General features: G+C 70.7%; 25 protein-coding genes and 1 pseudogene. 6 read left to right on the top strand and 20 right to left on the bottom strand.

Features of this window, described 5'->3' with window-relative positions:
- Window positions 1-9: 9 nt before the first annotated feature.
- The 3 genes from ADK57_RS03770 to ADK57_RS03760 all read right to left on the bottom strand — a co-directional run bounded on the left by ADK57_RS03770 (window position 10) and on the right by ADK57_RS03760 (window position 3,315).
- Complete coding sequence (locus ADK57_RS03770; protein WP_053747889.1) at window positions 10-585, bottom strand: GNAT family N-acetyltransferase; 576 nt, start codon at window positions 583-585, stop codon at window positions 10-12.
- Entirely contained in the window at window positions 563-2,809 is a 2,247-nt protein-coding gene (locus tag ADK57_RS03765) for an MMPL family transporter (RefSeq protein WP_053747888.1), read from the bottom strand. The genes ADK57_RS03770 and ADK57_RS03765 overlap by 23 nt, the downstream gene beginning before the upstream one ends.
- A 212-nt stretch (window positions 2,810-3,021) precedes the next feature.
- Window positions 3,022-3,315, bottom strand: a complete 294-nt coding sequence (locus tag ADK57_RS03760) for a hypothetical protein (RefSeq protein WP_053747887.1) — start codon at window positions 3,313-3,315, stop codon at window positions 3,022-3,024.
- A 187-nt stretch (window positions 3,316-3,502) separates the two neighbouring features.
- Between ADK57_RS03760 and ADK57_RS03755 the strand changes: the two genes are divergently transcribed.
- Window positions 3,503-4,306, top strand: coding sequence for an SAM-dependent methyltransferase (locus ADK57_RS03755; protein ID WP_053747886.1), 804 nt, complete (start codon window positions 3,503-3,505; stop codon window positions 4,304-4,306).
- 82 nt (window positions 4,307-4,388) lie between these two features.
- Here the strand turns inward: ADK57_RS03755 and gatB are convergent, their stop codons facing one another.
- From gatB to ADK57_RS03705, 10 genes and pseudogenes are all read right to left on the bottom strand, one after another.
- Window positions 4,389-5,903: an Asp-tRNA(Asn)/Glu-tRNA(Gln) amidotransferase subunit GatB gene (gene gatB, locus ADK57_RS03750; protein ID WP_053747885.1), complete on the bottom strand. Its 1,515-nt coding sequence runs from the start codon at window positions 5,901-5,903 to the stop codon at window positions 4,389-4,391.
- A gap of 15 nt (window positions 5,904-5,918) precedes the next feature.
- The gene (locus tag ADK57_RS03745; protein WP_053747884.1) at window positions 5,919-6,158 is read right to left on the bottom strand and encodes a hypothetical protein; all 240 of its coding nucleotides are present in this window, start codon (window positions 6,156-6,158) and stop codon (window positions 5,919-5,921) included.
- A complete protein-coding gene (gatA, locus tag ADK57_RS03740) occupies window positions 6,155-7,648 on the bottom strand; it encodes an Asp-tRNA(Asn)/Glu-tRNA(Gln) amidotransferase subunit GatA (RefSeq protein WP_053747883.1) in 1,494 nt (497 codons plus the stop codon). Before gatA ends, ADK57_RS03745 begins: the two co-directional genes overlap by 4 nt.
- A 5-nt stretch (window positions 7,649-7,653) precedes the next feature.
- Window positions 7,654-7,950, bottom strand: a complete 297-nt coding sequence (gene gatC / locus ADK57_RS03735; protein WP_007384860.1) for an Asp-tRNA(Asn)/Glu-tRNA(Gln) amidotransferase subunit GatC — start codon at window positions 7,948-7,950, stop codon at window positions 7,654-7,656.
- 196 nt (window positions 7,951-8,146) lie between these two features.
- A pseudogene (locus ADK57_RS50830) lies at window positions 8,147-8,290 on the bottom strand (cupin); the annotation flags it as partial.
- Window positions 8,291-8,504: 214 nt separating this feature from the next.
- Window positions 8,505-10,760 carry a putative bifunctional diguanylate cyclase/phosphodiesterase gene (locus ADK57_RS03725; protein ID WP_053747881.1) on the bottom strand — a complete coding sequence of 752 codons (2,256 nt, stop codon included), beginning with the start codon at window positions 10,758-10,760 and terminating at the stop codon, window positions 8,505-8,507.
- A 279-nt stretch (window positions 10,761-11,039) separates the two neighbouring features.
- Entirely contained in the window at window positions 11,040-13,232 is a 2,193-nt protein-coding gene (gene ligA / locus ADK57_RS03720) for an NAD-dependent DNA ligase LigA (RefSeq protein WP_053747880.1), read from the bottom strand.
- Window positions 13,233-13,247: 15 nt separating this feature from the next.
- Window positions 13,248-14,249 (bottom strand): methionine synthase, encoded by a 1,002-nt coding sequence (locus tag ADK57_RS03715; RefSeq protein WP_053747879.1) that lies wholly within the window; start codon window positions 14,247-14,249, stop codon window positions 13,248-13,250.
- Between the two features lie 199 nt (window positions 14,250-14,448).
- A complete protein-coding gene (locus ADK57_RS03710; protein WP_053747878.1) occupies window positions 14,449-15,147 on the bottom strand; it encodes an SDR family oxidoreductase in 699 nt (232 codons plus the stop codon).
- Window positions 15,148-15,165: 18 nt separating this feature from the next.
- Complete coding sequence (locus ADK57_RS03705; RefSeq protein ID WP_053747877.1) at window positions 15,166-15,705, bottom strand: TIGR00730 family Rossman fold protein; 540 nt, start codon at window positions 15,703-15,705, stop codon at window positions 15,166-15,168.
- A 51-nt stretch (window positions 15,706-15,756) separates the two neighbouring features.
- Between ADK57_RS03705 and ADK57_RS03700 the strand changes: the two genes are divergently transcribed.
- Complete coding sequence (locus ADK57_RS03700) at window positions 15,757-16,080, top strand: DUF427 domain-containing protein (protein ID WP_053747876.1); 324 nt, start codon at window positions 15,757-15,759, stop codon at window positions 16,078-16,080.
- Between the two features lie 56 nt (window positions 16,081-16,136).
- A complete protein-coding gene (locus ADK57_RS03695) occupies window positions 16,137-16,916 on the top strand; it encodes an alpha/beta fold hydrolase (protein ID WP_053747875.1) in 780 nt (259 codons plus the stop codon).
- Window positions 16,917-16,929: 13 nt separating this feature from the next.
- Here ADK57_RS03695 and mnmA read toward each other — a convergent pair whose 3' ends face one another.
- Window positions 16,930-18,060, bottom strand: coding sequence for a tRNA 2-thiouridine(34) synthase MnmA (gene mnmA, locus ADK57_RS03690; protein ID WP_053747874.1), 1,131 nt, complete (start codon window positions 18,058-18,060; stop codon window positions 16,930-16,932).
- 60 nt (window positions 18,061-18,120) lie between these two features.
- On the opposite strand from mnmA, the gene ADK57_RS03685 reads away from it, so the two are divergent.
- Window positions 18,121-18,804, top strand: a complete 684-nt coding sequence (locus tag ADK57_RS03685; protein ID WP_053747873.1) for an N-acetylmuramoyl-L-alanine amidase — start codon at window positions 18,121-18,123, stop codon at window positions 18,802-18,804.
- A 261-nt stretch (window positions 18,805-19,065) separates the two neighbouring features.
- Entirely contained in the window at window positions 19,066-20,565 is a 1,500-nt protein-coding gene (locus tag ADK57_RS03680) for a multicopper oxidase family protein (RefSeq protein ID WP_078972931.1), read from the top strand.
- Window positions 20,566-20,571: 6 nt separating this feature from the next.
- Here the strand turns inward: ADK57_RS03680 and ADK57_RS03675 are convergent, their stop codons facing one another.
- The 3 genes from ADK57_RS03675 to ADK57_RS50375 form a co-directional block, all read right to left on the bottom strand.
- The gene (locus ADK57_RS03675) at window positions 20,572-21,741 is read right to left on the bottom strand and encodes a cysteine desulfurase family protein (RefSeq protein WP_053747872.1); all 1,170 of its coding nucleotides are present in this window, start codon (window positions 21,739-21,741) and stop codon (window positions 20,572-20,574) included.
- 77 nt (window positions 21,742-21,818) lie between these two features.
- Complete coding sequence (locus tag ADK57_RS03670; protein ID WP_053747871.1) at window positions 21,819-22,085, bottom strand: hypothetical protein; 267 nt, start codon at window positions 22,083-22,085, stop codon at window positions 21,819-21,821.
- 44 nt (window positions 22,086-22,129) lie between these two features.
- On the bottom strand, window positions 22,130-22,297 hold the full coding sequence (locus ADK57_RS50375; protein WP_199830470.1) for a hypothetical protein: 168 nt from the start codon (window positions 22,295-22,297) through the stop codon (window positions 22,130-22,132).
- Window positions 22,298-22,443: 146 nt separating this feature from the next.
- Here ADK57_RS50375 and ADK57_RS03665 point away from each other — a divergent pair, with 146 nt between their 5' ends.
- Window positions 22,444-23,070 carry a TetR family transcriptional regulator gene (locus ADK57_RS03665; RefSeq protein ID WP_053747870.1) on the top strand — a complete coding sequence of 209 codons (627 nt, stop codon included), beginning with the start codon at window positions 22,444-22,446 and terminating at the stop codon, window positions 23,068-23,070.
- Window positions 23,071-23,166: 96 nt separating this feature from the next.
- Here the strand turns inward: ADK57_RS03665 and ADK57_RS49770 are convergent, their stop codons facing one another.
- The 3 genes from ADK57_RS49770 to ADK57_RS03650 form a co-directional block, all read right to left on the bottom strand.
- Complete coding sequence (locus ADK57_RS49770) at window positions 23,167-23,562, bottom strand: hypothetical protein (protein ID WP_053747869.1); 396 nt, start codon at window positions 23,560-23,562, stop codon at window positions 23,167-23,169.
- A gap of 113 nt (window positions 23,563-23,675) precedes the next feature.
- Window positions 23,676-24,680 (bottom strand): helix-turn-helix transcriptional regulator, encoded by a 1,005-nt coding sequence (locus tag ADK57_RS03655; RefSeq protein ID WP_053747868.1) that lies wholly within the window; start codon window positions 24,678-24,680, stop codon window positions 23,676-23,678.
- A gap of 58 nt (window positions 24,681-24,738) precedes the next feature.
- Entirely contained in the window at window positions 24,739-25,590 is an 852-nt protein-coding gene (locus ADK57_RS03650) for a thioesterase family protein (protein ID WP_053747867.1), read from the bottom strand.
- Window positions 25,591-25,754 lie beyond the last annotated feature (164 nt).

Genomic DNA, 25,754 nt, shown 5'->3' with positions numbered 1-25,754 from the left:
AGAGGTTTCTTAATGATCGCTGTGAGCGGTACGCGCGCGTGCGTCCCGCCACTCGGGCGCGAGAATGGACCACACCTCGAGGTCGTGCCGCACCCCACCATAGGGGTGGGTCTCGCGACGCACTCCCTCCAGGGTCATCCCCAGTCGCCGGGCCACGTTCAGGCTGGGTGTGTTCCCCGAGGCGGCGATCCACTCGACCCGGTGGATACCGCGCTGCTCGACCGCGAAGTCGATGAGCACCCGCATCGCCCGGGTGACCAGACCACGCCCGGTAGCGGCGGGCTCCAGCCAGCAGCCGACCTCGCAGTTGCCGGTGTCCGCACGGAAGTTGGGGAAGAGAACGCCGCCCACGAGCTTTCCGTTCAGCCACAGGCCGTGCATGGATCCGGTGTCGGCGGCGCGCTTGTCCGCGTACCGCTGGAGCAGGGCCCGCGCGGACTCCACGTCCGTCTCCTTCGAGCCGAAGGCGATGAACTGGCCGATGAACTCGCGCCCCCGGTCCAGGTGCGACAGGAACTCCTCGGCGTGCCATGGCTCCAAGGGACGCAGTTCGGCTCCGTCGTCACCCAGAGATATCGCGTACATCCTCTTCTTCCCGCCCCTTCGCCAGTACGTCCGCCGCTTCGGCGTCCGTTGCGGCGGCCAGCCTTTCATGGGCGGCACGGCACTCGGGCGGCTCGATGCTGATGCGCGGCATACGGCGGTCCAGCCAGCGCGGCAGCCACCAGTTGGCGCCGCCGAGCAGGTGCATCAGGGCCGGCACCAGCAGCGTACGGAGCACGAAGGCGTCGAGGGCTACGGCGGCGGCGAGCGCGATGCCGAACATGGCGATCACGCGGTCGCCGCTGAGGACGAAGGCGAGGAAGACGGAGATCATGATGACCGCCGCGGAGTTGATGACCCGGCTGGTCTCGGCGAGGCCGACGCGGACGGCCCGCCGGTTGTCGCCGGTCTCCAGCCACTCCTCGTACATCCGGCTGACCAGGAAGACCTGGTAGTCCATGGAGAGCCCGAAGAGTACGGACACCATGATCACGGGGAGGAAGGGCTCGATCGGGCCCGCGCGGCCGAGCCCGAGCAGTTCGCTCCCCCAGCCCCACTGGAAGATCGCGACGACCACGCCGAAGGCGGCGGCGACCGCGGCGACGTTCATCACGGCGGCCTTCAGCGGTATTCCGACGGAGCGGAAAGCGAGCAGGAGCAGCAGACAGCCGAGGCCGATGACGACGCCGACGAACACGGGCAGCTTGCCGACGATGACATCGGCGAAGTCGTCGTAGCCCGCCGTCACGCCGCCGACCTGGACGTCGAGGCCGGTGCCGGTCTCGGCGCGCGGCAGGACCTCGGTGCGCAGCCGGTCGACGAGGTCGCTGGTCCGCTGGGACTGCGGCGACGACTCGGGGACGATCGTGAAGTACGCCGTGTCGCCGCCGGTGTCGTACGTCACCGGTGTCACCGACGCGACGCCCTCGGTGGTTCGGATGGTCGCGTCGAGGTTGTCGAGGGCGAGCTTGTCCTCGGCGCCGCCGACGTGGGTGACGAGGGTGAGGGGGCCGTTCACGCCGGGCCCGAAGCCGTCCGCGAGCAGGTCGTACGCCTCACGTGTGGTCGACGCCTGCGGGTTGTTTCCCTGATCGGAGGTGCCCAGGCGGAGCCCCAGGGTGGGCAGGGCGAGGACCGCGATCACGGCCAGCGCGAGCGCGCCGAGCAGCTTGGGGTGGCGCTCCACGAACGCCGACCAGCGGGCGGCGAGCCCGGTCGGCAGCTCCGGCTGCGGCCCGTGCTCGGCGAGGTGACGCCGCTCACGTCGGCTGAGGGCGCGCATGCCGATGAGGGACAGCAGGGCGGGCAGCAGGGTCACGGAGGCCGCGACCGTCAGGACGACGGTCAGCGAGGCGGCGATCGCGACGCCGTTGAGGAAGCCGAGCCGGAGGATCAGCATGCCCAGCAGGGCGATGCAAACGGTGGCACCAGCGAAGACCACCGCGCGTCCGGTGGTGGCGACGGCGCTTGTGACCGCCTCCGCCACGGACAGGCCGCGTTTGAGGCCGCGGCGGTGTCTGGTGACGATGAACAGCGCGTAGTCGATGCCTACGCCGAGCCCGATCAGCATCCCGAGCATGGGCGCGAAGTCGGCGACGGTCATGGCGTGCCCGAGCAGCACGATCCCTGCGTACGCGGTGCCCACGCCGACCAGCGCGGTGGCGATGGGCAGCAGGGAGGCGGCGAGCGAGCCGAAGGCGAGGAACAGGACGACCGCGGCGACGGCCACGCCGACCACCTCGGCGACGTGTCCGCCGGACGACTCGGTGAGCCCGATCGCGCTGCCGCCCAGCTCCACACGGAGCCCGTCGGTCTCGGCGTCCTTGGCCACGCCGACGACGGCCTGTGCCTCGCCCCGGTCGACGTTCTCGGCCGAATCGTCGAAGGTCACCGTGGCGTAGGCGGTGTGTCCGTCCGCGCTGATCCGGCCGATGCCCTGGTCGCCGTACGGGCCGGAGACGGCGGCCACGCCGGGCAGCGCCTCGATCCGCTCCAGGGTGCGGGTCATGGCCTGTTCGACGTCGGCGGTCCGGACCGTGCCGGAGGCGGTGTGCCAGACGACGGTGTCGCTGTCACCGCCGAGGTCCGGGAAGCCGTCGCGCAACAGCTGGGTGGCGCGGCCGGACTCGGTGCCGGGGACCTCGTAGTCGTTCGAGTAGGCGGAGCCCGTGATGGCGGCGGCCGTGGTCACTCCGCCGAGGGCGAGGAGCCACAGGAGAACGACGACGAGGCGTCGTTGGACACACCAGCGTGCGAGGGCTGCCACGAACGTGCTCCCGGGGGGCTATATGTGGATCTTTGACCGGGAACAGTCGTTCATAAGACGTCTTGGAAGGACAAGATGTGAACGGCCCGCAAAGAACGCATGAGCAATGTGAGGACCACTCTTACAAACGAAAGTGATCGTTTGCCGCGATCGTGCGTTTATTCACAGGAGTGGGAGACAGATCACAGGACAGTAACGGTGACTCTGTCACGTCAGTCGAACTGGTCGCCCAGCGCCATCACCATCACACCGGCGATCAGCAGCCACAGGGCCCGCCGGGTGCGCCCGCGGGACCCGAGGACCGACGCCAGCGCGCACACGACCGCGCCGAAGGCGTAGGCGGCCGGGACGAGCGTGGGTGCGGAACCGGTCAGGCGGAGCGTCGACGCGGCCAGGCCGGCGAGCGCCAGCAGCGCCCCGGTCCCGGTCGCCGTCCAGCGGGCCCGCCGGGCGTCCTCGGCCGGATCTCCGACGTCGCGAATCTCGGAATCACCGCGTCCACTCATGGCGGGCGAGCGTAGCGCGTCTCGCTGAGAAACCGGATGCGGGGGCGGGGACCGACTGTTAGCTTCCGAAGGTCCCTCGTCCTCGCGGCCCCTCGCCGCCGGCCTGAGCAGGTGCATTGTTTGAGCGTCCGACCGAGCTCCTCCGTATCCCTTTCCGCTTCCCCGGACTCAAGGAGCCCGTTCACCGATGCCAGACAACACCCCGAGGACCTCGAATGAGGACCTCACCAAGCGGCTGACCCACGCCCGCTACCCGCGCAGCAACAGCTACGACGTCCGCTGGACCATCGAGAACCAGATGGGCCCGCACGCGCTGTGGCTGCTGGAGTGGCTCGCGCCCGCCCTCGGCCTTGACACCCTGCGCCCCGGCGCCCGGGTCCTCGACCTGGGCTGCGGCCGGGCGATGACCTCGGTCTTCCTGGCCAGGGAGTACGACGCCCAGGTCACCGCTGCCGACCTCTGGGTCAAGCCCGACGAGAACGCCCGGCGGATCGCCGAGGCCGGTTTCGCCGACCGTGTGCTGCCCGTGCACGTCGAGGCACACGACCTGCCGTTCGCCGAGGGCAGCTTCGACGCCATCGTCAGCATCGACGCGTACCAGTACTTCGGCACCGACGACCTCTATCTGCCCACCCTGACGCGGCTGTTGAAGCCGGGCGGGCGGATCGGTGTCGTCGCGCCCGCGCTGCGGGAGGAGCCGGCGGGCGCCGAGCCGCCGGAGCACCTCAAGCCGTGGTGGGAGCCCGACTTCTGGTGCTTCCACACCCCCGACTGGTGGCGGCGCCACTGGACGCGCAGCGGGGCCGTCGAGGTCGAGGCGGCCGACTGGCAGCCGGACGGCTGGCGTGACTGGCTGCTGTGGTGCGACGTGGTCGCCGAGGAGAGCCCCGAGGAGTTCCATGTGCGGATGGCCCGCCGGTGCGCGGAGATGCTGCGGGTGGACGAGGGGCGTGCGCTGGGCTTCGTGCGGCTCGTGGGACGCCGTCTGTGAGCTCGTAGGACGCCGCCTCTGAAACGCGCCCAGGGGGATGCATCGCAACCGATGCATCCCCCTGGGGACTACTGCTTGAGTCTCAGCCCTCGCTGACGCCCAGCTTCTCCAGGATCAGTTCCTTGACGCGGGCCGCGTCCGCCTGACCGCGCGTGGCCTTCATGACCGCGCCGACCAGGGCGCCGGCCGCGGCCACCTTGCCGCCGCGGATCTTGTCCGCGACGCCCGGGTTGCCGGCGATGGCCTCCTCGACGGCGGTGGTGAGGGCGCCCTCGTCGGAGACGACCTTCAGACCACGCTTGTCGACGACCTCGTCCGGGGTGCCTTCGCCCGCGAGGACGCCTTCGATGACCTGGCGGGCCAGCTTGTCGTTCAGATCGCCGGAGCTCACGAGCGCGGTGACCCGGGCGACCTGCTCCGGCGTGATCGCCAGCTCGTCCAGCGCCTTGCCCGACTCGTTGGCGCTGCGGGCGAGTTCGCCCATCCACCACTTGCGGGCGGAGGCGGCGTCGGCACCGGCGTCGATCGTGGCGACGATCGGCTCCAGCGCACCGGCGTTGAGGATCGCCTGCATCTCGGTGCCGCTGACGCCCCACTCCTCGCGCAGGCGGTTGCGGCGGACCAGCGGCAGCTCCGGCAGCGCGGAACGGATCTCCTCGACCCACTCGCGCGACGGGGCCACCGGCACCAGGTCCGGCTCCGGGAAGTACCGGTAGTCCTCGGCCTCTTCCTTCACGCGGCCCGAGGTCGTCGACCCGGTGTCCTCGTGGAAGTGCCGGGTCTCCTGGATGATCGTCCCGCCGCTGTTCAGTACGGCCGCGTGCCGCTGGATCTCGAAGCGGGCCGCACGCTCCACCGACCGCAGCGAGTTCACGTTCTTCGTCTCGGAACGCGTGCCGAACTTCTCCCGGCCGTGCGGGCGCAGCGACAGGTTCACGTCGCAGCGCATCTGGCCCATCTCCATACGGGCCTCGGAGACACCGAGCGCCTTGATGACCTCACGCAGCTCACGGACGTACGCCTTCGCCACCTCGGGAGCGCGCTCGCCCGCGCCTTCGATCGGCTTGGTGACGATCTCGATGAGCGGGATGCCGGCGCGGTTGTAGTCGAGGAGCGAGTGCGAGGCGCCGTGGATACGGCCCGTCGCGCCACCGACGTGCATGGACTTGCCGGTGTCCTCCTCCATGTGGGCGCGCTCGATCTCCACGCGGAAGGTCTCGCCGTCCTCCAACTGCACGTCGAGGTAGCCGTTGAAGGCGATCGGCTCGTCGTACTGGGAGGTCTGGAAGTTCTTCGGCATGTCCGGATAGAAGTAGTTCTTCCGGGCGAAACGGCACCACTCGGCGATCTCGCAGTTCAGCGCGAGACCGATCTTGATCGCGGACTCGACGCCGGTCGCGTTGACGACCGGGAGCGAGCCGGGCATGCCGAGGCAGGTCGGGCAGGTCTGGGAGTTGGGCTCGGCGCCCAGCTCGGTCGAACACCCGCAGAACATCTTGGTCTTGGTGCCGAGTTCGACATGGACCTCAAGGCCCATGACGGGGTCGTACGACGCCAGCGCGTCCTCGTACGACACCAGGTCGGTCGTGGTGGTCACGGTGAAACTTCCCTCTCAGCCCAGCAGGACGTCGTCGTCGCCCAGCCGCTTCAGCTCGCGGTAGAGGATGGCGAGGCCGGTGACGATGGCGACGGCGGACACGGTGGCGTCGATCAGGACCAGGGTGTCCTTGTCGGCGCGGGCCTTCTTGAGCCGCTTGGCGACGCCGATCGCGCCGAACGCGGTCCCGGCGATGGACAGGTACGTACCGGACTTGGACTTCTTGAAGCCCTTGGCCTTGGTCAGTGCACTCACAGCGACGGAGCCTCCTCGATCAACGGGTGACCCCACCTTTCCACGAAGGCGGCCTCGACGGCGGCGCCGACCTTGTAAAGACGGTCGTCCTTCAGCGCCGGAGCGATGATCTGCAGGCCGACCGGGAGGTTGTCCTCCGGGGCGAGACCGCAGGGCAGCGACATGGCCGCGTTGCCCGCCAGGTTGGTCGGGATGGTGCACAGGTCCGCGAGGTACATCGCCATCGGGTCGTCGGCACGCTCGCCGATCGGGAAGGCGGTGGTGGGCGTGGTCGGGGAGACGATCACATCCACCTGCTCGAACGACTTCTCGAAGTCGCGCGTGATGAGCGTACGGACCTTCTGGGCGCTGCCGTAGTACGCGTCGTAGTAGCCGCTCGACAGGGCATAGGTACCGAGCATGATGCGGCGCTTGACCTCGGGGCCGAAGCCCGCCTCACGGGTGAGGGAGGTGACCTCCTCGGCCGAGTGGTCGCCGTCGTCGCCGGTACGCAGGCCGTAGCGCAGGCCGTCGAAACGGGCGAGGTTGGACGAACACTCGGACGGCGCGATCAGGTAGTACGCCGACAGGGCGAGGTCGAAGGACGGGCAGTCCAGCTCGACGATCTCGGCGCCCAGCTCCTTGAGGAGGGCGACCGACTCGTCGAAGCGCTGGATGACGCCGGCCTGGTAGCCCTCGCCGCGGAACTGCTTCACGACACCGACGCGCATGCCCTCGACGCTGCCGTTGCGGGCGGCCTCGACGACCGGCGGGACCGGGGCGTCGATGGACGTGGAGTCGAGCGGGTCGTGCCCGGCGATGACCTCGTGGAGAAGCGCCGCGTCCAGGACCGTACGGGCACAGGGGCCGCCCTGGTCGAGGGAGGACGAGAACGCCACCATGCCGTACCGGGAGACCGCGCCGTACGTCGGCTTCACGCCGACCGTGCCGGTGACGGCGGCCGGCTGACGGATGGAGCCGCCGGTGTCGGTACCGATGGCGAGGGGCGCCTGGAAGGAGGCGAGCGCGGCGGACGAACCGCCGCCGGAGCCGCCGGGGATCTTGGTGAGGTCCCAGGGGTTGCCGGTGGGCCCGTAGGCGCTGTTCTCGGTCGAGGACCCCATGGCGAACTCGTCCATGTTGGTCTTGCCGAGGATGACCACGTCGGCGGCCTTCAGCCGCTTGGTGAGCGTCGCGTCGTACGGCGGGATCCAGCCCTCGAGGATCTTCGAACCGACGGTCGTCGGGATGCCCTCGGTGGTGAAGATGTCCTTGAGCGCGAGGGGGACGCCGGCGAGAGGCCCGAGCTTCTCGCCCTTCGCCCGCTTCTCGTCGACGGCGCGAGCCTGCGCCAGGGCGCCCTCGCGGTCGACGTGCAGGAAGGCGTGCACCTTCTCGTCGACGGCCTCGATACGGGCCAGGTGGGCCTCGGTGACCTCGACGGCGGTGAGCTCGCCGGAGGCGATCTTCGCAGCGGTCTCGGCGGCCGTGAGCTTGATGATGTCCGTCATGGCGATTAGTCCTCCCCCAGGATCTGCGGCACCTTGAAACGCTGCTGCTCCTGGGCCGGGGCGCCGGAAAGCGCCTGCTCGGGGGTGAGCGACGGACGGACCTCGTCCGCCCGCATGACGTTCGTCAGCGGAAGCGGGTGCGAGGTCGGCGGTACGTCTTGGTCGGCGACCTCACTGACGCGGGCGACCGCGCCGATGATGTCGTCCAGCTGTCCCGCGAAGTGCTCGAGCTCTTCGGGCTTCAGCTCCAGACGCGCCAGCCGGGCGAGGTGGGCGACCTCCTCGCGCGTGATGCCAGGCATGCAGCGATCCTCTGGGGTGAGTGATGTGTGGTTTGGGGCTGGGCCTGTCGTCACCTTCCCGTCGTCCGCCCGAAGGGCGGGCCCCGCGGTGTCCGGTCCGTGCGTCGCGGGGCAGGCGGGAATGTGATGACAGGCCCTAATCCTATGGGGCGGCGCCCTGTGCCCGTGAAACGGTTTCGCGGGCGGCCCTCACACCTCAGTTCCGCTGCTCCCAGACCGCGCTCTGCAGGAAGTGGTCGTCGCACAGCTCCTGCACCTCGAGGAGGCTCTCCGGGCCGACCTCGCCGAGACGGATGCGCTGCAGGTGACGGAAGTAGTCGAAGCGTTCGACACCCGGGGTTTGGCGGGTCTGCGGTCCGCGGGTCTGCGGTCCGCGGGTCTGCGGGTTTGCGGGTTTGCGGGTCCGCGGGTCCGCGGCGGCTTCGCTGGGGCTGGGGCACGCGTAGGCCCGTTCGCCGCCGGAGCCCGGTAGCCGCCGACGGTGGTCAACCCCCGCGGGAGGGGTTCATGTGGCCGGGCTGAACGGGTGGGCGGGTGGGAAAGTCATCGGAAAATCACTCGGCGGCCGGCAGAGCCGCCCGCGGCCGTTGCCAGCCCCGCGACCCCCGCGCCCGCAGCCACGCCGTCGTCTCCTCCGGCGGCATCGCGGCCGCCACCAGCCAGCCCTGTACGGCGTCACAGCCCATGTCCCGCAGCCGCTCCCAGGTCTCGTCGTCCTCGACGCCCTCCGCGACGACGAGCAGGCCGAGGGAGTGTGCGAGGTCGAGGGTGCAGCGCACGATCTCCGCGTCCTCGGTGTCGACGGCCAGCCGGGCGACGAACGAGCGGTCGATCTTCAGCTCGCTGACGGGGAGCCTGCGCAGGTGCACCAGCGAGGAGTAGCCGGTGCCGAAGTCGTCCAGGGACATCTTGACGCCGTGGCCGGTCAGGGCGGCGAGGGTGTCGGCGGCGCGCTGGGGGTCCTCCAGGAGGACGTGTTCGGTTATCTCCAGTTGGAGCGCTCCCGCCGGGACGCCGTGGCGGGCCAGCCGGGCGGCCACCGAGCCCGCGAACCCGGGCGTGTGGACGTCGCGTGGGGAGACATTGACCGCCACCGGGACGAACAGCCCCTGGGAGCGCCACTGGGCGACCTGGGCGAGGGCCGTGTCCAGGACGTACTCGGTGAGATGGGGCATCAGGCCGGACGACTCGGCGATGGCGATGAACTCGTCCGGTGGGACCTTGCCGCGCTCGGGATGCACCCAGCGGACCAGGGCCTCGAGGCCGGCCACCTGTCCGTCGAAGCGGACCTTGGGCTGGTAGTGCAGCTGGACCTCGTGGGCGTCCAGGGCGCGGCGCAGATCGCCGAGCAGGCCGAGACGGTCCGGGGTGTTGGAGTCCCGCTTGGACTCGTAGACCTCGACGCCCGTACGGTCCCGCTTCGCCTGGTACATCGCCACGTCCGCCCGGCGCAGCAGCCCCTCGGCGTCGAGGGCGTGGTCGGGGAAGACGGCGACGCCCGCGCTGGCCTCCAGGACGAGGGTGAGGCCGTCGAGGTCGAGCGGGGAGCTGAGGGCGGCGACGAGGCCGCGGGCGACCCGGGTCGCGGAGGTGGTGGAGTCGGCGACCGGCAGTAAGACGGCGAACTCGTCGCCGCCGAGCCTGGCCGCCTCCGCACCGCGGGGCAGTGCCAGCCGGAGCCGGTCGGCGATCTGGAGGAGCAGCCGGTCACCGGCCAGGTGACCCAGCGTGTCGTTGACCGACCGGAAGCGGTCCAGGTCGATCAGCATCAGGGCGGAGCGGGCGCCGATGCGCTCGGCGTCGTCCAGGGCCGTCCAGATGCGCTCCAGGAGCCACTGGCGGTTCGGAAGCCCGGTCAGCGGATCGCGCAATTGCTCCTCGGCCCGGGCCCGGGCTATCCACAGGGTGGAGTCGAGGGCGATGAGGGGGATGGCGAACAGCGGCAGCAGGATGGGCTTGGCGGCGGCGACCACGCAGACCAGGGGTGCGATGCCGAGCAGTGCGACCGCGACCAAACCCTGTCTGACCAGGGCGGTGCGGGCGACGGTGGGAAGGCCGCCGGAGCGCGGGGCGTGCAGATACCAGCCCAGGGTGCGGGTGACCGCGAGGTAGGCGACAGCGACCAGCACCACCTCGGGGGCGGTGTAGACGGTCCAGGTGTCGGGGTTCCACGGGTGCTCGACGGACGGCACCCGGCCGAAGGCGCGCAGCAGCAGGGCTCCGGCACCGATGCCGAGGATGTCCACCGCGCCGTGCAGGACGCCCTGGCGCCAGCGGTGGCGGCGGGCCACGCCGACCAGCAGGACGACGGTGAGGCTGACCATGCCGGCGGACACCCAGCCGTAGAGCAGCAGGACGGCGAGGGTGAGGGCGGCGCCCGAGCCGGTGCCGCCCCACCAGCGGGCGCGGCCGAGTGCGACCAGGTGGCCGACGATGATGCCGGTCAGCACGGCCAGCGACCAGCCGACGGTGCCGGACGGGAAGAGCGCGTGGCCGCCGGTGAAGGCCCGGTAGAAGCCGGCGCCCAGGACGAACCCGGCCGCCGCGACGACCGCCGCGGGCAGCGCGGGCCAGGTCAGGTGCCGATCGGACTCGGCATCCGGCAGCCCGGACGCGGGCTCGGCCGTGCGCCGGGAGGCACCCGGACCGTCGGTCTGCGTGTAGGGTCCGGCCGGGTAGTGTCCGGCGGCCTGCCCCTCCGCGCCCGGACGTTCCGCGGGCCGCCCGGCCCGTCGGAGCTCCCGCCATGCGCCGACCCTTCGGCGCAGGGGCAGCCGTGAGTCCGGGGCGGCGCTCTCGCTCGGTTCCATTCCCGTCCCTCTCACAGCCGGCGGTGCCCACGCCACGCGGCCCGATGCCCGACAATCCTCGACGGTGCCGCGTTGGAAAACCCTTCCCGCTGCTCCTGAAGGCGCTTCAAGAGCAAAGGGATGCCCCGACCGCAGCTGGGCACGGCAGGCGCACATCTCAACAGTAGGCCGCAGAAGGCTTCCACGGGCCCCGGTCGTCGACGGTTGCCCGAATGCGCCCCGGCCACCCATATGCATCTGGTATGCGCCGATCGGGTGGCCTTCAACCGCTACTCCTCGCTACTCCTGAGCCGGAAGCGCGACTTCGGCCGCCGCTTCGGGGCCCTGTTCCAGCAGGACGTCGAAGCCGTCCTCGTTCAGAACGGGCACCTTGAGCTGCATCGCCTTGTCGTACTTCGAACCTGGATTGTCACCCACAACGACGAAAGACGTCTTCTTCGAAACAGAACCGGTCACTTTCGCGCCACGACTTTGCAATGCCTCTTTGGCGCCATCCCGGGTGAAGTGCTCGAGTGTGCCGGTCACGACGACGGTGAGCCCTTCGAGCGGACGCGGGCCCTCGTCCTCACCGGAGCCCTCCTCCTCCATCCGGACGCCGGCGGCCTTCCACTTGCGGAGGATCTCCTGGTGCCACTCCTCGGAGAACCACTCTTTGAGTGATTTCGCGATGATCGGTCCGACGCCGTCGGTGTTCGCCAGCTCCTCCTCGGAGGCCTGCTCGATGCGGTCGACGGAGCGGAACTCACGGGCCAGCGCCTCGGCGGCGACCGGGCCGACGTGACGGATCGACAGGCCGGTGAGGATGCGGGCGAGCGGGCGCTCCTTCGCAGCCGCGATGTTCTCCAGCATGGCGAGCGCGTTCTTCTTCGCCTCGCCCTGCTGGTTGGCGAAGACGGTGGCGACCTTCTCCTCGCCGGTCTTCGGGTCGCGCTTGGGCAGGCCGCTGTCCTGGTCGAGGACGTACGCCTTGATGGGCAGCAGCTGCTCGATGGTGAGGTCGAACAGGTCGCCCTCGTCCGTCAGCGGCGGCTCCTCGGGCTCCAGCGGCTTGGTGAGGGCGGCCGCGGCGACGTACCCGAAGTGCTCGATGTCCAGCGACTTGCGGCCCGCGAGATAGAACAGGCGTTCACGCAACTGGGCGGGGCAGGTGCGGGCGTTCGGGCAGCGCAGGTCGACGTCACCCTCCTTCATCGGCCGCAGCGCGGTACCGCACTCGGGGCACTCGCCCGGCATCACGAACTCGCGCTCGCTGCCGTCGCGCAGGTCGACGACCGGGCCGAGGATCTCCGGGATGACGTCACCGGCCTTGCGCAGCACCACGGTGTCCCCGATGAGGACGCCCTTGGCCTTCACCACGTCCTGGTTGTGCAGGGTCGCGAACTCGACCTCGGAGCCCGCGACGGTGACCGGTTCGACCTGGGCGTACGGAGTGACCCGGCCCGTACGGCCCACGCCCACGCGGATGTTGATGAGCTTGGTGTTCACTTCTTCGGGCGCGTATTTGTATGCGATCGCCCAGCGCGGCGCGCGCGAGGTGGAGCCGAGGCGCCCCTGGAGGGGGATCTCGTCGAGCTTGACCACGACTCCGTCGATCTCGTGCTCCACGGAGTGCCGGTTCTCGCCGTAGTACGCGATGAACTCCCGTACGCCGTCGAGGCCGTCGACCGCCTTGTTGTGCCGGGAGGTGGGCAGGCCCCAGGTCTTCAGCAGGTCGTACGCCTGGGAGAGGCGGGTCATGCCGTCGAAGCCCTCCAGGGCTCCGATGCCGTGGACGACCATGTGGAGGGGGCGGGTGGCGGTGACGCGCGGGTCCTTCTGGCGCAGTGAACCGGCCGCCGCGTTGCGCGGGTTGGCGAAGGGCTTGTCGCCGGCCTCGACCAGGCGGGCGTTGAGCTCCTCGAACTTCTCCATCGGGAAGTAGACCTCGCCGCGGATCTCCACGAGGTCCGGAATGCGGTCGCCGGTCAGCCGGTCCGGGATCTCCGCGATCGTACGGACGTTGGGCGTGATGTCCTCGCCGGTGCGGCCGTCGCCGCGGGTCGCCGCGCGCGTGAGCCTGCCGTGCTCATACGTCAGGTTGACGGCGAGGCCGTCGACCTTGAGCTCGCACAGCAGGTGGTAGTCGGGGGCGCCGACGTCCTTGGCGACCCGCTCGGCCCAGGCGGCGAGCTCCTCGTCACTGAAGGCGTTGTCGAGCGAGAGCATGCGGGAGCGGTGCTGGACGGCCGTGAACTCCGTCTCGTAGGCCCCCGCGACCTTCTGTGTCGGCGAGTCCGGTGTGCGCAGCTCCGGGTACTCCTCCTCCAGCGCCTCCAGGGTGCGCAGGAGCTTGTCGAACTCCGCGTCGCTGACGACCGGAGCGTCCTTCACGTAGTACCGGAACCGGTGCTCCTCGATCTGCTCAGCGAGCTGCGCGTGCTGCTCCCGTGCCTCGGCGGGCACCGTCGTCTCCGCTTGCTTTTCGCCGGCCACCGTGTTGTCCTCCCGTTACTCTGGGTTGTCCGCGAGGGATCTCGCCGCCCGGACGCAGTGGGCGAGGGCCTCGCGCGCATGCGCGGGGGACGCCCCCGCGAGTCCGCACGACGGCGTGACGGTGACCGCCTCCCCGAGAAGCCCCGGATGCAGCCCCAGCCTGCGCCACAGCGTTCTGACACCCATGACGCTACCGGCAGGGTCTGACAATGGGCCGTCCGTGCCCGGCACCACACCAACGAAGAGCCGGGTGCCGCCTTCCACCGCCTCGCCGATCACGTCGTCGTCACGCTCGGTGAGGAGCGAGAAGTCGAAGGAGACCGCTGCCGCGCCCGCTCGGCGCAGCAGGGCGAACGGGACGTCCGGTGCGCACGAGTGGACCACGACGGGGCCGCCGCCGTGAACTCCGACGACGTCCCGGAGCGTGGCCTCGACGACCTGGCGGTCGGGGGCGCGGTGGGTTCGGTAACCGCTGGCGGTCTTCACCTGGCCGCGCAGTACGGCGACGAGGGAGGGTTCGTCGAGCTGCAGCACGATCTGGGCGGCGGGTACCCGGCGTTGTACTTCCGCGAGATGCTCCCGCAGGCCCTCGGTGAGCGAGCCGGCGAGGTCACGGCAGGCGCCGGGGTCGGAGAGGGCGGCCTGGCCGTTCCTCAACTCCAGGGCGGCGGCGAGGGTCCAGGGGCCGACGGCCTGCACCTTCAGCTGTCCCTCGTAGCCCTGCGTGAACTCCTCCAGCGCGTCGAGGTCCTCGCCCAGCCATGACCGGGCCCGCTTGGTGTCCCGCCCCGGCCGGTCGCCGATCCGCCAGCCGCTGGGCTCCACGCGCGCGTACAGCTCGACGAGCATCCCGGCGGTCCGGCCGATCATGTCGGCGCCGGGGCCGCGGGCGGGGAGCTCGGGCAGGAACGGGAAGTCCTCGAAGGAGCCGGTGGCTGTCCTGGCGGCCTCCCTGGCGTCGCCTCCGGGGAGGGAGCCGATGCCGGTGGCGGAGGCGAAGCTGAAGTTTGCGGTCACGTGGGGAAGCCTACGTAGGTCGTGGGGGTGCGGGGTGTCTGTGGTGCGGGCCTCTGGTTCCTCGCCCCCGCCGCCCCTTCCCGTCCCGTCCCTGGGGGCTGCGCCCCCAGACCCCCCTTCGGCCCTGAACGGGCCTCGTCCTCAAACGCCGGACGGGCTGAAAGTGCATAGGTCCGGGGGTCCCCAGGGACGGCAACCCTCAGCGGCCCGGGCGTACCGTCAGGTCGTTGATCTCCGCGTCCCTCGGGAGGTCCAGAGACAGCAGGATCGTCGCCGCCACCGACTCCGGGTCGATCCACCGCGACGGGTCGTACTCCTTGCCCTCCTGCTGGTGGACCTTCGCCTGCATGGGGCTGGTCGTGCGGCCGGGATACACCGAGGTGACGCGGACGCCGTTCGCGTGCTCCTCGTGGCGCAACGAATCCGCCAGGGCCTTCAGGCCGTGCTTCGACGCCGCGTACGCGGACCAGTCGGCGTGGGCGTTCAGGCCCGCCCCGGAGTTCACGAACACCACGTGACCGCGGGCGGCGCGGAGTTGGGGCAGGAAGTGGCGGGTGAGCTCGGCGGGGGCGATGAGGTTGACGTTGAGCTGGTGGCGCCAGGACTTGGGGGTCAGCTCGCTCACCGGTCCGAGGTCGACGACTCCGGCGATGTGGAGCAGGGAGTCGACTCGGTCCGGGAGCGACTGGTGCGAGAACGCCCAGCTCAGCTTGTCGGGGTCCGCCAGGTCGCCGACCAGTGTCTTCGCGCCGGGGAACTCCGCCGCCAGCTCCTTCGCGCGGCCCGCGTCGCGCGCGTGCAGCACGAGATCGTCCCCGCGCGCGTGCAGACGGCGGGCCACGGCCGCGCCGATGCCGGATCCGGCTCCGGTGATCACATGAGTAGCCATGCCCGCCATGCTCGCATCAACCCCACCTCACTCGACGCCCTGGCTCTCCTCCAGATACGCCAGCGCCCCCACCGGCTCCTCCGCGAAGAACACCAGGTCGGTGAGCGGACGCGGCAGAAAACCCTCGTCCTCCATGCGGCGGAACTGCTCCTTGAGGCCGTCGTAGAAGCCCTCGGTGTTGAGGAGCACCACCGGCTTGTCGGTGTGGCCGTGCTTCTTCAGTTCCAGGATCTCGGTCGCCTCGTCGAGCGTGCCGGTGCCGCCCACCATGACGACGACGGCGTCGGCGTTCTCCAGGAGGAGCTTCTTCCGCTCGGCCAGGTCACGCGCCACGACCATCTCGTCGGCCCCGTGACGCGCCTTGGCCGCGAGGAAGTCCACGGAGACGCCCAGCAGTCGGCCGCCCGCCTCCTGCACGCCGTCGGCGACCACTTTCATCAGCCCGACGTCGGAACCGCCCCACACCAGCGTGTGCCCGCCCTTGCCGATCAGCTTCGCGAACTCCCGCGCGGGGCGGGTGTACCGCTCGTCGAGGTCGGCCGCCGAGAGGAAGACGCAGATTCGCATGAAGCCACCGTACGCGGGAAGAACCGGCGGCCCGCGAGCGCTGTTCCGGTTATGGCCGAAGGACACACGATCACCATCGAGCAGGGCACACGGCGCGTACGGGTCGTCCATGGCGACCAGGTGCTGGCGGAGACCGAACGGCCCCTCCTCCTGCGGGAGACGGGCTGTCCGGTGCGGTACTACATCCCTCCGGAGGACGTACGGCTCGACCTTCTGACGCCCTCCGAGACGCACACCTACTGCCCGTTCAAGGGCACCGCCTCGTACTGGTCGCTGCCGGACGCGGCCGACCTGGTCTGGTCCTATCCCGACCCGAAGCCGGACGTGGCCGGCATCAAGGACCACCTCTGCTTCTACGAAGTGGAAGTGAAGTAGCTCGACAGAAGTGTCGTGACCGATTAGACCCGTGCCGTCCGGCAGTCTTCACAGGCATGGACAAGAAGACGACTTCGCGCGACGGCACCTCCCTCGCGTACGAGAGCACCGGCGATGGCCCCGCGGTCATCCTCGTCAGCGGGGCCATGTCTACGGGGGCCACTGTGGCGCCGCTGGCCGGGCCCCTGTCCGACCGGTTCAAAGTGGTCTCCTACGACCGCCGGGGCCGCGGCGCGAGCGGCGACACGGCCCCGTACGCGGTGGACCGTGAGGTCGAGGACCTCGCGGCGCTGATCGGGGCGGTGGGCGGCGAGGCGTCGCTGTACGGCATCTCCTCGGGCGGCGCGCTCGTGCTGCACGCGGCGGCGAGCGGGCTGCCGGTGCGTCGGGTGGCGGTGTACGAGACCCCGTTCGCCGTGAACGAGGGCGGTGTGCAGGAGCGCGCCGAGTACACCCGGGGTCTGACCGAGGCGCTCGAGCAGGGCCGGCGCGGGGACGCGGTCGAGCTGTTCCTGCGGCTCACCGGGCTGGCCGAGGAGATGATCCAGGGCGCCCGCCAGTCCCCCATGTGGCCCGGCATGGAGGCCATCGCGCCGAGCCTCGCCCACGACGACGCCGTGATGGGCGACGGCCGGGTCCCCCGCGCCCTGCTGGCCTCGATCACCGTCCCCGTCCTGGCCGTCGCCGGCGACGCGAGCCCCGCGTGGATGCGTGAGGCCGCGCAGGCGGTCGCGGAGGCGGCGCCAGAGGGCACGTACCGGACGCTGGAGGGACAGACCCACATGGTGGACCCGAACGTCCTCGCACCGGTGCTGGCGGAGTTCTTCGCCGGGTGACGCCTCCGGGTGGTTACGCCACGCCCGCCGTCGCCCGCACCGTGGACGCGATCGTCGCCGAGCCCACCACGCGCGTGCCGTCGTACAGCACGATCGCCTGGCCGGGGGCCACGCCCCGGACGGGCTCCACGAACGTGACTTCCAGGGAGCCGTCGATCAGCTCGGCCGATACCTCGGTCTCACCGCCGTGGGCGCGGAGCTGGGCGGTGTAGGTGCCGGGGCCGGTCGGGGCGGTGCCGCACCAGCGCGGCTTGACGGCGGTGAGCGCGCTCACGTCCAGGGCGTCGGCCGGGCCGACCGTCACCGTGTTGTTCACCGGGGAGATGTCGAGGACGTAGCGCGGCTTGCCGTCGGCGGCCGGGGTGCCGATGCGCAGGCCCTTGCGCTGGCCGATGGTGAAGCCGTACGCGCCCTCATGGGTGCCGAGCTTCGCTCCCGACTCGTCGACGATGTCGCCCTCCGCCTTGCCGAGACGGGAGGCGAGGAAGCCCTGGGTGTCGCCGTCGGCGATGAAGCAGATGTCGTGCGAGTCGGGCTTCTTGGCCACCGCGAGGCCCCGGCGCTCGGCCTCCGTGCGGATCTCGTCCTTCGTCGTCACCGTGTCGCCGAGCGGGAACATCGCGTGGGCGAGCTGCCGGTCGTCCAGGACGCCGAGGACGTACGACTGGTCCTTGGCCATGTCGGAGGCGCGGTGCAGTTCGCGCGTGCCGTCGTCACGCACGATCACCTGGGCGTAGTGGCCCGTGCAGACCGCGTCGAAGCCCAGGGCGAGCGCCTTGTCGAGCAGGGCGGCGAACTTGATCTTCTCGTTGCAGCGCAGGCAGGGGTTCGGGGTGCGGCCGGCCTCGTACTCGGCGACGAAGTCCTCGACGACGTCCTCGCGGAAGCGGTCGGCGAGGTCCCACACGTAGAACGGGATACCGATGACGTCGGCGGCGCGGCGCGCGTCGCGCGAGTCCTCGATGGTGCAACAGCCACGCGCGCCCGTGCGGAACGATTGCGGGTTCGCCGAGAGGGCGAGGTGGACGCCGGTCACGTCGTGTCCCGCCTCGGCCGCGCGGGCGGCGGCGACGGCGGAGTCGACCCCGCCCGACATGGCGGCGAGGACGCGAAGAGGACGGTTGGGCTGCGTGGTGTCAGTCATAACCCTTCAAGAGTAAGGGGGCTCGGGAACCGGAGCCCCCGAGTATCCGTTCACGCTCACATGGGGGCGAGACGAGCAGGCAAGGACAAGGCCACCGGTGCGGACACGGACCGGCGCATCGGGCGGCGGGCCCTGCTGATCGGCGGTACCGCGGCCGCGGCGGGCACGGCCGTGCTGGCCCGTGACGAGCTGGCGCGCCTGTGGTGGCGCGCGCCGGGCGTGGAGAAGCCGCGCAAGGAAGGCGAGGTCGACTACACGGGCGCGCGCTGGCTGGCGGCCTCGGACGCGAACTGGCGGCGCGCGGACCGGCCCGACGACTACGGCATAGACATGGTGGTCGTCCATGTCACCCAGGGCAGCTTCGACAGTGCGGTGAAGGTCTTCCAGGACCCGGGGCACGGCGCGGCCGCGCACTACATCGTGGGCAAGGACGGCACCATCGCGCAGATGATCCGCGAGCTGGACGTGGCGTACCACGCGGGCAACCGGGACTACAACGAGCGCAGTGTCGGCATCGAGCACGAGGGCTTCGTCGACCGGCCGCAGGACTTCACGGCCGAGATGTACAAGTCCTCGGCCCGGCTCACGGCCCGGATATGCGCGCGCTACGACATACCGGTGGACCGCGAGCACATCATCGGCCATGTGGAGGTGCCGGGCACGGACCACACCGACCCGGGCGAGCACTGGGACTGGGACCGGTACATGCAGCTGGTGCGGCAGGCGCGCACCACCTCCGCCTGACACCTGACACCTGACCGCCCATCAACTCCCTTCGGGCAACGGAAGTGACGCAGATCACATGATGCGCGCGTTGTGAGCGGCCTGCGCGTGGCGTGTGTCCGATGCGTCCCACGTCGCCGACATGACCTGCGGCGCACCAACTTGGCTTTTTTTCAAGGAAGTTGGCGGGCGTATGCGGTCACGGCGTCTCCACAGCGTCCCCACGCGGCTCCTAATTCCGCCCCAGTCTTTACATAGCCCTTAGGCCCAGGCTCCCCGGCCATGACACACACCACAGAACCCGCCTCCGGCGCGGGCAGAGGCGGCAAGGGCCTGCACCGGCGGAAGTTCCTCGGCGGGCTGACCGGCGTCGGCCTGGCCGCCGTGGGGGCGGCCGGGGCGACCTTCTCCCTGCTGACCGAGGGCAACAGCAACAAGGCGGCCGCGGCGGACGGCACGCTGACCGTCCCGGACCTGCTGGAGGGCACCACCTCCGACGGCACCACCACCTTCACCCTTCAGGCACAGACCGGCACCGGAGAGGTGGTCAGCGGCGTCACCAGCACCACGGCCGGCTACAACCAGTCGTTCCTCGGCCCGACCATGAAGTGGACCAGCGGCAGCACGGTCCTGCTGAACATCACCAACAGCCTGGGCGACGACACCAGCGTCCACTTCCACGGCGCCCACATCCCGCCCGAGATGGACGGCGGCCCGCAGAACGCCTTCGCCGACGGCGAGACCTGGTCGCCCACCTTCACCGTCATGGACGAGGCGAAGACCCTCTGGTACCACCCGCACGCCCTGGGCACCACGGCCGAGCAGGTCGTGCACGGACTGGCCGGGTTGATCATCGTGGAGGACGACTCGGACGCCTCCGCGGCCCTGCCCAGCGAGTACGGCGTCGACGACATCCCGATCATCCTGCAGTGCCTGGCCTCCGACAGCAGCGGCGACATCAAGTACGACCTGACCGGCTACCTCTCGAGCAGCCTGAGCTACCCGCTGCTGTGCAACGGCACCAATGTCGACGCCACCACGCTCGGCTTCACCGCCACGAAGACCCGCACCCGCTTCCGTCTCCTCAACGCCTCCCCCTCCGACATCATCACCGTCCAGCGCGGCGACGGCGGCACGCTCACCCAGATCGCCACCGATCAGGGCTACCTCACCGCCCCCACCGAGGTGACGTCCATCCGGCTGGTGGCCGGCGCCCGCGCCGAGTTCGTCCTCGACCTCGCCGACGCGGTCACCCTCCAGGCCGTCGTCACCACCGGCTGGGTGCGCGGCGGCAGCGGCACCTACGACTTCCTGACCGTGACGCCGGACGCCTCCGACACCCCCGACGACCTGCCGAGCACGCTCAACACGATCACCCGGTACGACACGAGCGACTTCGCCGCCCGCACGATCACGCTCGGGCAGACCGGCCTGAACATGAACATCAACGGCTCGGTCGGTACGACCATGTCCGCGATGGCGACGATCATGACCACCCTGGACGCCGAGGAGGTCTGGACGATCTCCAACACCACGCAGCTGGAACACTCCTTCCACCTGCACGACGTGCCGTTCCAGCTGATCGAGATCAACGGCGAGGAGCCCACGGGCGTCGACCTCGGCTGGTTCGACACCTACGAGGTGGTCGGCGGCGGCTCCATCAAGATCGCGATGAAGTTCACGGACTTCGCCGACGACACGTACATGTACATGCTCCACTGCCATCTGCTGCAGCACGAGGACGAGGGCATGATGGCCGCCCTCATGGTCATGGAGAGCTAGCCCGGATCACGTCAGGCCCGCGGCACGCGCCCGTTCCACCGCCGGGCCGATCGCCTTCGCCACCGCCTCCACGTCGGCCTCCGTGGAGGTGTGCCCGAGGGAGAAGCGGAGGGTGCCGCGGGCCAGGTCCGGGTCGGTGCCGGTGGCGAGGAGGACGTGGCTGGGCTGGGCGACGCCCGCGGTGCAGGCGGAGCCGGTGGAGCACTCGATGCCCTGGGCGTCCAGCAGGAGGAGCAGGGAGTCGCCCTCGCAGCCCGGGAAGGTGAAGTGGGCGTTGGCCGGGAGGCGGCCGCCGGGTGCCGGGTCGCCGCCGAGGATCGCGTCGGGGACGGCCTTGAGGACCTCTTCGACCAGGCTGTCGCGCAGGGTGCCGATCTCCCGCTCGAACCACTCGCGCTGCTCGGCGGCCAGCCGGCCGGCGACCGCGAAGGAGGCGACGGCGGGCACGTCGAGGGTGCCGGAGCGCACGTGCCGCTCCTGGCCGCCGCCGTGCAGGACGGGGACGGGGGTGTGCTCACGGCCAAGGAGCAGGGCGCCGATGCCGTACGGGCCGCCGATCTTGTGGCCCGAGACCGTCATCGCGGCGAGGCCGGAGGCGGCGAAGTCGACGGGGACCTGACCGAAGGCCTGGACGGCGTCGGCGTGCAGGGGGACGCCGAACTCGGCGGCGGTTTCGGCGAGTTCACGGACCGGCAGGACCGTGCCGATCTCGTTGTTCGCCCACATGATCGTGGCCAGGGCGACGTCGTCGGGGTTGCGGGCGATGGCCTCGCGCAGCGCGTCGGGGTGGACCCTGCCGTAGGTGTCGACCGGGAGGTACTCGACCGTGGCGCCCTCGTGTTCGCCCAGCCAGTGGACGGCGTCCAGGACGGCGTGGTGCTCGACGGGGCTGGCGAGGACCCGGGTGCGGGCCGGGTCGGCGGCGCGGCGGGACCAGTACAGGCCCTTGACGGCGAGGTTGTCGGCCTCGGTGCCGCCGGAGGTGAAGACGACCTCGCTGGGGCGGGCGCCGAGTGATTCGGCGAGCGTTTCGCGGGCCTCCTCGACGGTTCGCCTCGCTCGGCGGCCGGATGCGTGAAGGGAGGAGGCGTTGCCGGTGATGCCCAGGTGCGCGGTGAGTGCCTCGACTGCCTCGGGGAGCATCGGGGTGGTCGCGGCGTGGTCGAGGTATGCCATGGTGACGCCGATTCTACGGGGCACTGCAGCGGCCTCGGCGGGGGCACCTCGCGGTGGCCGGCCGGCCACCGCTGCGGTCAGAAGCTCCAGGACACCGAGTTGTCCATCTGCATGAACGACAGCAGGATCACCAGGTCGGCGACACCCAGCCCCAGGCCCAGGTAGGCGCGGCCCTTGCGGGTCGTGCCGCGCCACAGGGACGCGGCTGCCAGGACGATGGCGGTCGGGCCGAGGACGACGTTCAGAACGAGGAGGCCGAGGAGGCCGAGGACGAAGGACGCGACGGCCATGCCGTCGGCGTCGCGGATGCCGGTGCGGCGGGTGGCCGGTGCGGTGAGTTGCATGACGGGTCAGCTCCTGGGAGTCGCGAGAGTCGTAAGGACGGTGGTCAGTGGGTGATGGTTTCGCGGCGACGGCCGTGACGCTCGCGGATCGCGAAGATGCCGAGCCAGACGGCGATCACGACGGCGGCGACGGCGGTGAAGCCGAACGGAGCGTGGGCGACGGTGCCGAGGACGACACCGAGCAGCAGGAGTGCGGCGACAAGGAACAGCATGGGTGGGATCCCCCTCCGACGAGATGGCCCTGGATGGCTCTCGTTACGTTTCGGTGAACGGTTGTAGTTACAGTTGTTCACTGACTTCCCAGTCTAGCGCGTCCTACGACTTTCCAATTCCAGAGAACAGTTGTTAACTGCATGGCATGAGTCACACCCTCGGCATCCGGCAGGCACAGAAGCAGAAGACCCGACAGGCGCTCCTCGACGCCGCGTTGGGGCTGCTGGAGGAGCAGAGCCTGAGCAGTCTCGGCCTGCGCGAGGTCACCCGTGCCGTCGGCGTCGCCCCCACGGCCTTCTACCGGCACTTCCGTTCCACCGCGGATCTCGGGGTGGCCCTGGTCGAGGAGGCGCTGGGCAGCCTGCACCCGATGATCCGGACGACGGTGTCCGGGGCGGACGACCACGACCAACGCATCGCACGCGCCGTCGAGTTGATCGCCGGCCATGTGGACGCGTACCCGGCGCACGTCCGCTTCATCGCCCGTGAGCGACACGGCGGGGTCCAGCCGGTGCGCGAGGCGATACGCGACCAACTGGCGCGGTTCGGCCAGGAGGTGAGGACCGAGCTGGCCAAGGACCCCCAGTCCGCCGGCTGGAGCGAGGACGACCTCCTGATGCTGGCCAACCTGTACGTCGACCAGATGCTGATCACCGCCTCGCTGTTCCTGGAGGCCCTGGAGGCCTCTCAGGAGGAGCGCGAGCGGGTCGTCCAGGTGGCCACGCGGCGGCTGCGGCTGATCAGCATCGGCCGCGACCACTGGCTGGACTGAGGCCGGGCGGCACGGCCGGGCAGCACAAAGGGGCGACACAAAGGGGCGGCACACCCGTCGGCCGGGAGTGCCGCCCCTGTCGTACGGCCTGCGAGGTCAGCTCTTCGTCGCCGATGCCGTCGCCTGCTGGCTCGGCGCACCGCTGGGCTGGGCACCGCCCCCGCCCGGGCCGCCGCCGCAGCCACCGCCCTGGCCTCCGCCGGGACCGCCCTGGCCGCCGCCCGGCCCACCGGAGGGCGCGCCGCTCGGCATGTCCGAGGGCACACCGGACGGCTGGGCGGTCGCGTTGCCGGTGGGGGCGCCCGACGGGGCACCGCTCGGCATCCCCGACGGGTTGCCGCTCGGCGCACCGGACGGCGGCGAACAGGTCTGGCTCTGGCCGGAGTTGCCGGTGTTCGAGGACGACGACGAGTCGCCCGAGCCGCAGGCCACGAGGGCGAGGGGCGAGAGCGCCAGCAGGGCCACTGCGGGGACGAGACGCACACGCTTCATGAGAAACAACTCCAAGGAGGATGAGGGGGTCCTGAGGCGGGCACTCAACCAACGTCCCTTGAGGGTTCCTTGGGCCCGCCCTGTCCCCCACCTGTGCGCAAGGCAAAGCGTGACTAAAGCGACCCGTCTGACCTGGGGTTCTCCTCGGCCTCTGCACTTACTCGCTGGTACAAGTCCGTGACAGAAGCGGCCGCCCGGGCCAGTTCCTCGCGCACTTCCGGCGGGGAGAGCACCTCCACCCGGTCGGAGAACTGCAGCAGTTGACGGGCCTCGCCGAGCACGCCGTACGCCAGACGGGCCGTCACCCACGTGCTCTCGCCGTCGTCGTCGGGGAGTTCGACCAGCGACGAGGCGTTGATGCGCAGGAACCGGTCGAGGCGGTCGCGGCGGACGCGGACGGTGACGTCGAGTCCGCCGGGGCGTTCCTCGACCTGCCTGCGCAACAGTTCCCAGACGTCGGCGAGTTCGACGCCGGGGCGCCGCCTGACCGGGTCGGCGAGGACGGTCGCCGACCGCACCCGGTCGGCGCGGAAGAGCCGCGGTCTCGTGCGCCGGTCGGCGACCAGGTACCAGACGCCCGCCTTGGCGACCAGGCCGTACGGGTCCACGGTGTACGTCCGCACCTCCCGCTCACCGCTGTGCCGGTAGCGCAGCCGCAGCCTGCGGTCGGCGAACACCGCGTCCTGCAACGCCTCCAGGTCCACCGCCTGCCGCGGACCGCCCTTCCAGCGCGTGGCGTCGACGAGGATGCGGCGGGAGGCCACCTCGGCGGCCGGGCGGTGCGGGGCGGGCAGCGCGGCCATCACCTTGCGCAGGGCCGAGCCCAGCGCCGCGTCCAGGCCGAGCGCGGCGTGCGCGCCCTGGGCGGCCAGGATGAACAACGCGCGGGACTCGTCGGCGGTCAGCCCCGTGACGTCCGTACGGAACCCGGCGAGCAGCTCGATGCCGCCGTGCCGGCCTCGTTCGGCGTAGACCGGGACGCCGGAGGCGGACAGGGCCTCGACGTCCCGGTAGATGGTGCGCACGGACACCTCGAGGCGGTCGGCGAGTTCGGGCGCCGGGACGCGGCCGCGGGTCTGGAGGAGCAGCAGGATCGACAGCAGACGGTCGGACTTCACCGCACCAGGATCCAGGGCAGGGCCGGGACCGGGGCCGCCAGGGCCCCGGTACGGCCGCTCAGCCCAGCCTGGCCCTGGCCAGCTGTCGCGACTGCGCGACCAGCCGGTCCGCGCTGTCCCACACCTCGGCGTCCTCCTCCAGGAAGCCGCCGGCGAGGTTGCGGGTGGTGATCGAGACGCGCAGCGGGCCCGGGGCCGGGCGGCTGCGGACGTGGACCGTCAGCTCGACCGTGGGCACCCAGCCGGACAGGCCGATCTCGAAGGCGGTCGGCGGCAGCGCGTCGACCGCGAGGAGCAGCGAGAAGGGGTCGGGGTCGCGGCCGTCGGCGAGGCCGAACCAGGACCGCATCTCGCCCTTGCCGGACGGCGCTCCGAGCGCCCAGCCCAGCGTCGACGGGTCCAGCTTCAGCATCAGCCGGTCGGCGATCGCCGAGCTGCCGGACACCGGCGCCGGACCGTCCTGCGGCCCGAAGCACTGTTCCATGGGCGGGATCGCGGGCGGCTCGGCCGTCGTACGGACGTCGTCCGGCAGCGAGTCCAGGTCTCCGTAGGAGGCGAGGACGCGGATGCGTTCGACCTCGCGGCCCTGGTCGTCGTACTGGAAGAGGGAGGCCTGGCCGGTCGACAGGGTGCGGCCGGTGCGGACGACGTCCGTGCGGACGACCGCCGGGCCGGGCTCGGACGCGGTCAGGTAGTGCGCCGAGATGGTGAACGGGTCGGCGTGCGGCAGAGCGTCCGCGAGGGCGCGGCCCAGGACGGCCAGCAGATAGCCGCCGTTGACGGCGCTGATGATCGTCCAGCCGGCGGAGAGGTCGATGTCGTAGACGCCGGGTTCGCGCAGGGTGACCGCGGTGTCCCGGTCGAACTCGCTGTCGCCGATGACGGCGCGCACGGTAGCTGCTTCTGGCATGCCTGAACGGTACAACAGGTGATTACTAAGCGGTAGCTTTTATCGTTACGGCGGCATGAACGTCGATCGCGCTCGCTCAGTCGATCGCGTTCACCCAGGTGAGGCGCGGGCAATTTTTCGGTAAGTGTCCCCACTCGTCCGTAAACCCGAAGGCCCGGCCTTCC

The organism is Streptomyces sp. MMG1533, assembly GCF_001279775.1.
In the GTDB taxonomy this organism is placed as follows: Bacteria; Actinomycetota; Actinomycetes; order Streptomycetales; family Streptomycetaceae; genus Streptomyces.
This window is presented reverse-complemented; position numbering and strand designations above follow the sequence as displayed.

Coding starts and splice junctions, on each gene's coding strand:
- ADK57_RS03770 (WP_053747889.1), bottom strand. CDS start 585: ATGTACGCGATATCTCTGGGTGACGACGGAGCCGAACTGCGTCCCTTG.
- ADK57_RS03760 (WP_053747887.1), bottom strand. CDS start 3,315: ATGAGTGGACGCGGTGATTCCGAGATTCGCGACGTCGGAGATCCGGCC.
- ADK57_RS03755 (WP_053747886.1), top strand. CDS start 3,503: ATGCCAGACAACACCCCGAGGACCTCGAATGAGGACCTCACCAAGCGG.
- gatA (WP_053747883.1), bottom strand. CDS start 7,648: ATGACGGACATCATCAAGCTCACGGCCGCCGAGACCGCTGCGAAGATC.
- gatC (WP_007384860.1), bottom strand. CDS start 7,950: ATGCCTGGCATCACGCGCGAGGAGGTCGCCCACCTCGCCCGGCTGGCG.
- ADK57_RS03725 (WP_053747881.1), bottom strand. CDS start 10,760: ATGGAACCGAGCGAGAGCGCCGCCCCGGACTCACGGCTGCCCCTGCGC.
- ADK57_RS03710 (WP_053747878.1), bottom strand. CDS start 15,147: ATGGCGGGCATGGCTACTCATGTGATCACCGGAGCCGGATCCGGCATC.
- ADK57_RS03705 (WP_053747877.1), bottom strand. CDS start 15,705: ATGCGAATCTGCGTCTTCCTCTCGGCGGCCGACCTCGACGAGCGGTAC.
- ADK57_RS03700 (WP_053747876.1), top strand. CDS start 15,757: ATGGCCGAAGGACACACGATCACCATCGAGCAGGGCACACGGCGCGTA.
- ADK57_RS03695 (WP_053747875.1), top strand. CDS start 16,137: ATGGACAAGAAGACGACTTCGCGCGACGGCACCTCCCTCGCGTACGAG.
- mnmA (WP_053747874.1), bottom strand. CDS start 18,060: ATGACTGACACCACGCAGCCCAACCGTCCTCTTCGCGTCCTCGCCGCC.
- ADK57_RS03685 (WP_053747873.1), top strand. CDS start 18,121: ATGGGGGCGAGACGAGCAGGCAAGGACAAGGCCACCGGTGCGGACACG.
- ADK57_RS03680 (WP_078972931.1), top strand. CDS start 19,066: ATGACACACACCACAGAACCCGCCTCCGGCGCGGGCAGAGGCGGCAAG.
- ADK57_RS03675 (WP_053747872.1), bottom strand. CDS start 21,741: ATGGCATACCTCGACCACGCCGCGACCACCCCGATGCTCCCCGAGGCA.
- ADK57_RS03670 (WP_053747871.1), bottom strand. CDS start 22,085: ATGCAACTCACCGCACCGGCCACCCGCCGCACCGGCATCCGCGACGCC.
- ADK57_RS50375 (WP_199830470.1), bottom strand. CDS start 22,297: ATGCTGTTCCTTGTCGCCGCACTCCTGCTGCTCGGTGTCGTCCTCGGC.
- ADK57_RS03665 (WP_053747870.1), top strand. CDS start 22,444: ATGAGTCACACCCTCGGCATCCGGCAGGCACAGAAGCAGAAGACCCGA.
- ADK57_RS49770 (WP_053747869.1), bottom strand. CDS start 23,562: ATGAAGCGTGTGCGTCTCGTCCCCGCAGTGGCCCTGCTGGCGCTCTCG.
- ADK57_RS03650 (WP_053747867.1), bottom strand. CDS start 25,590: ATGCCAGAAGCAGCTACCGTGCGCGCCGTCATCGGCGACAGCGAGTTC.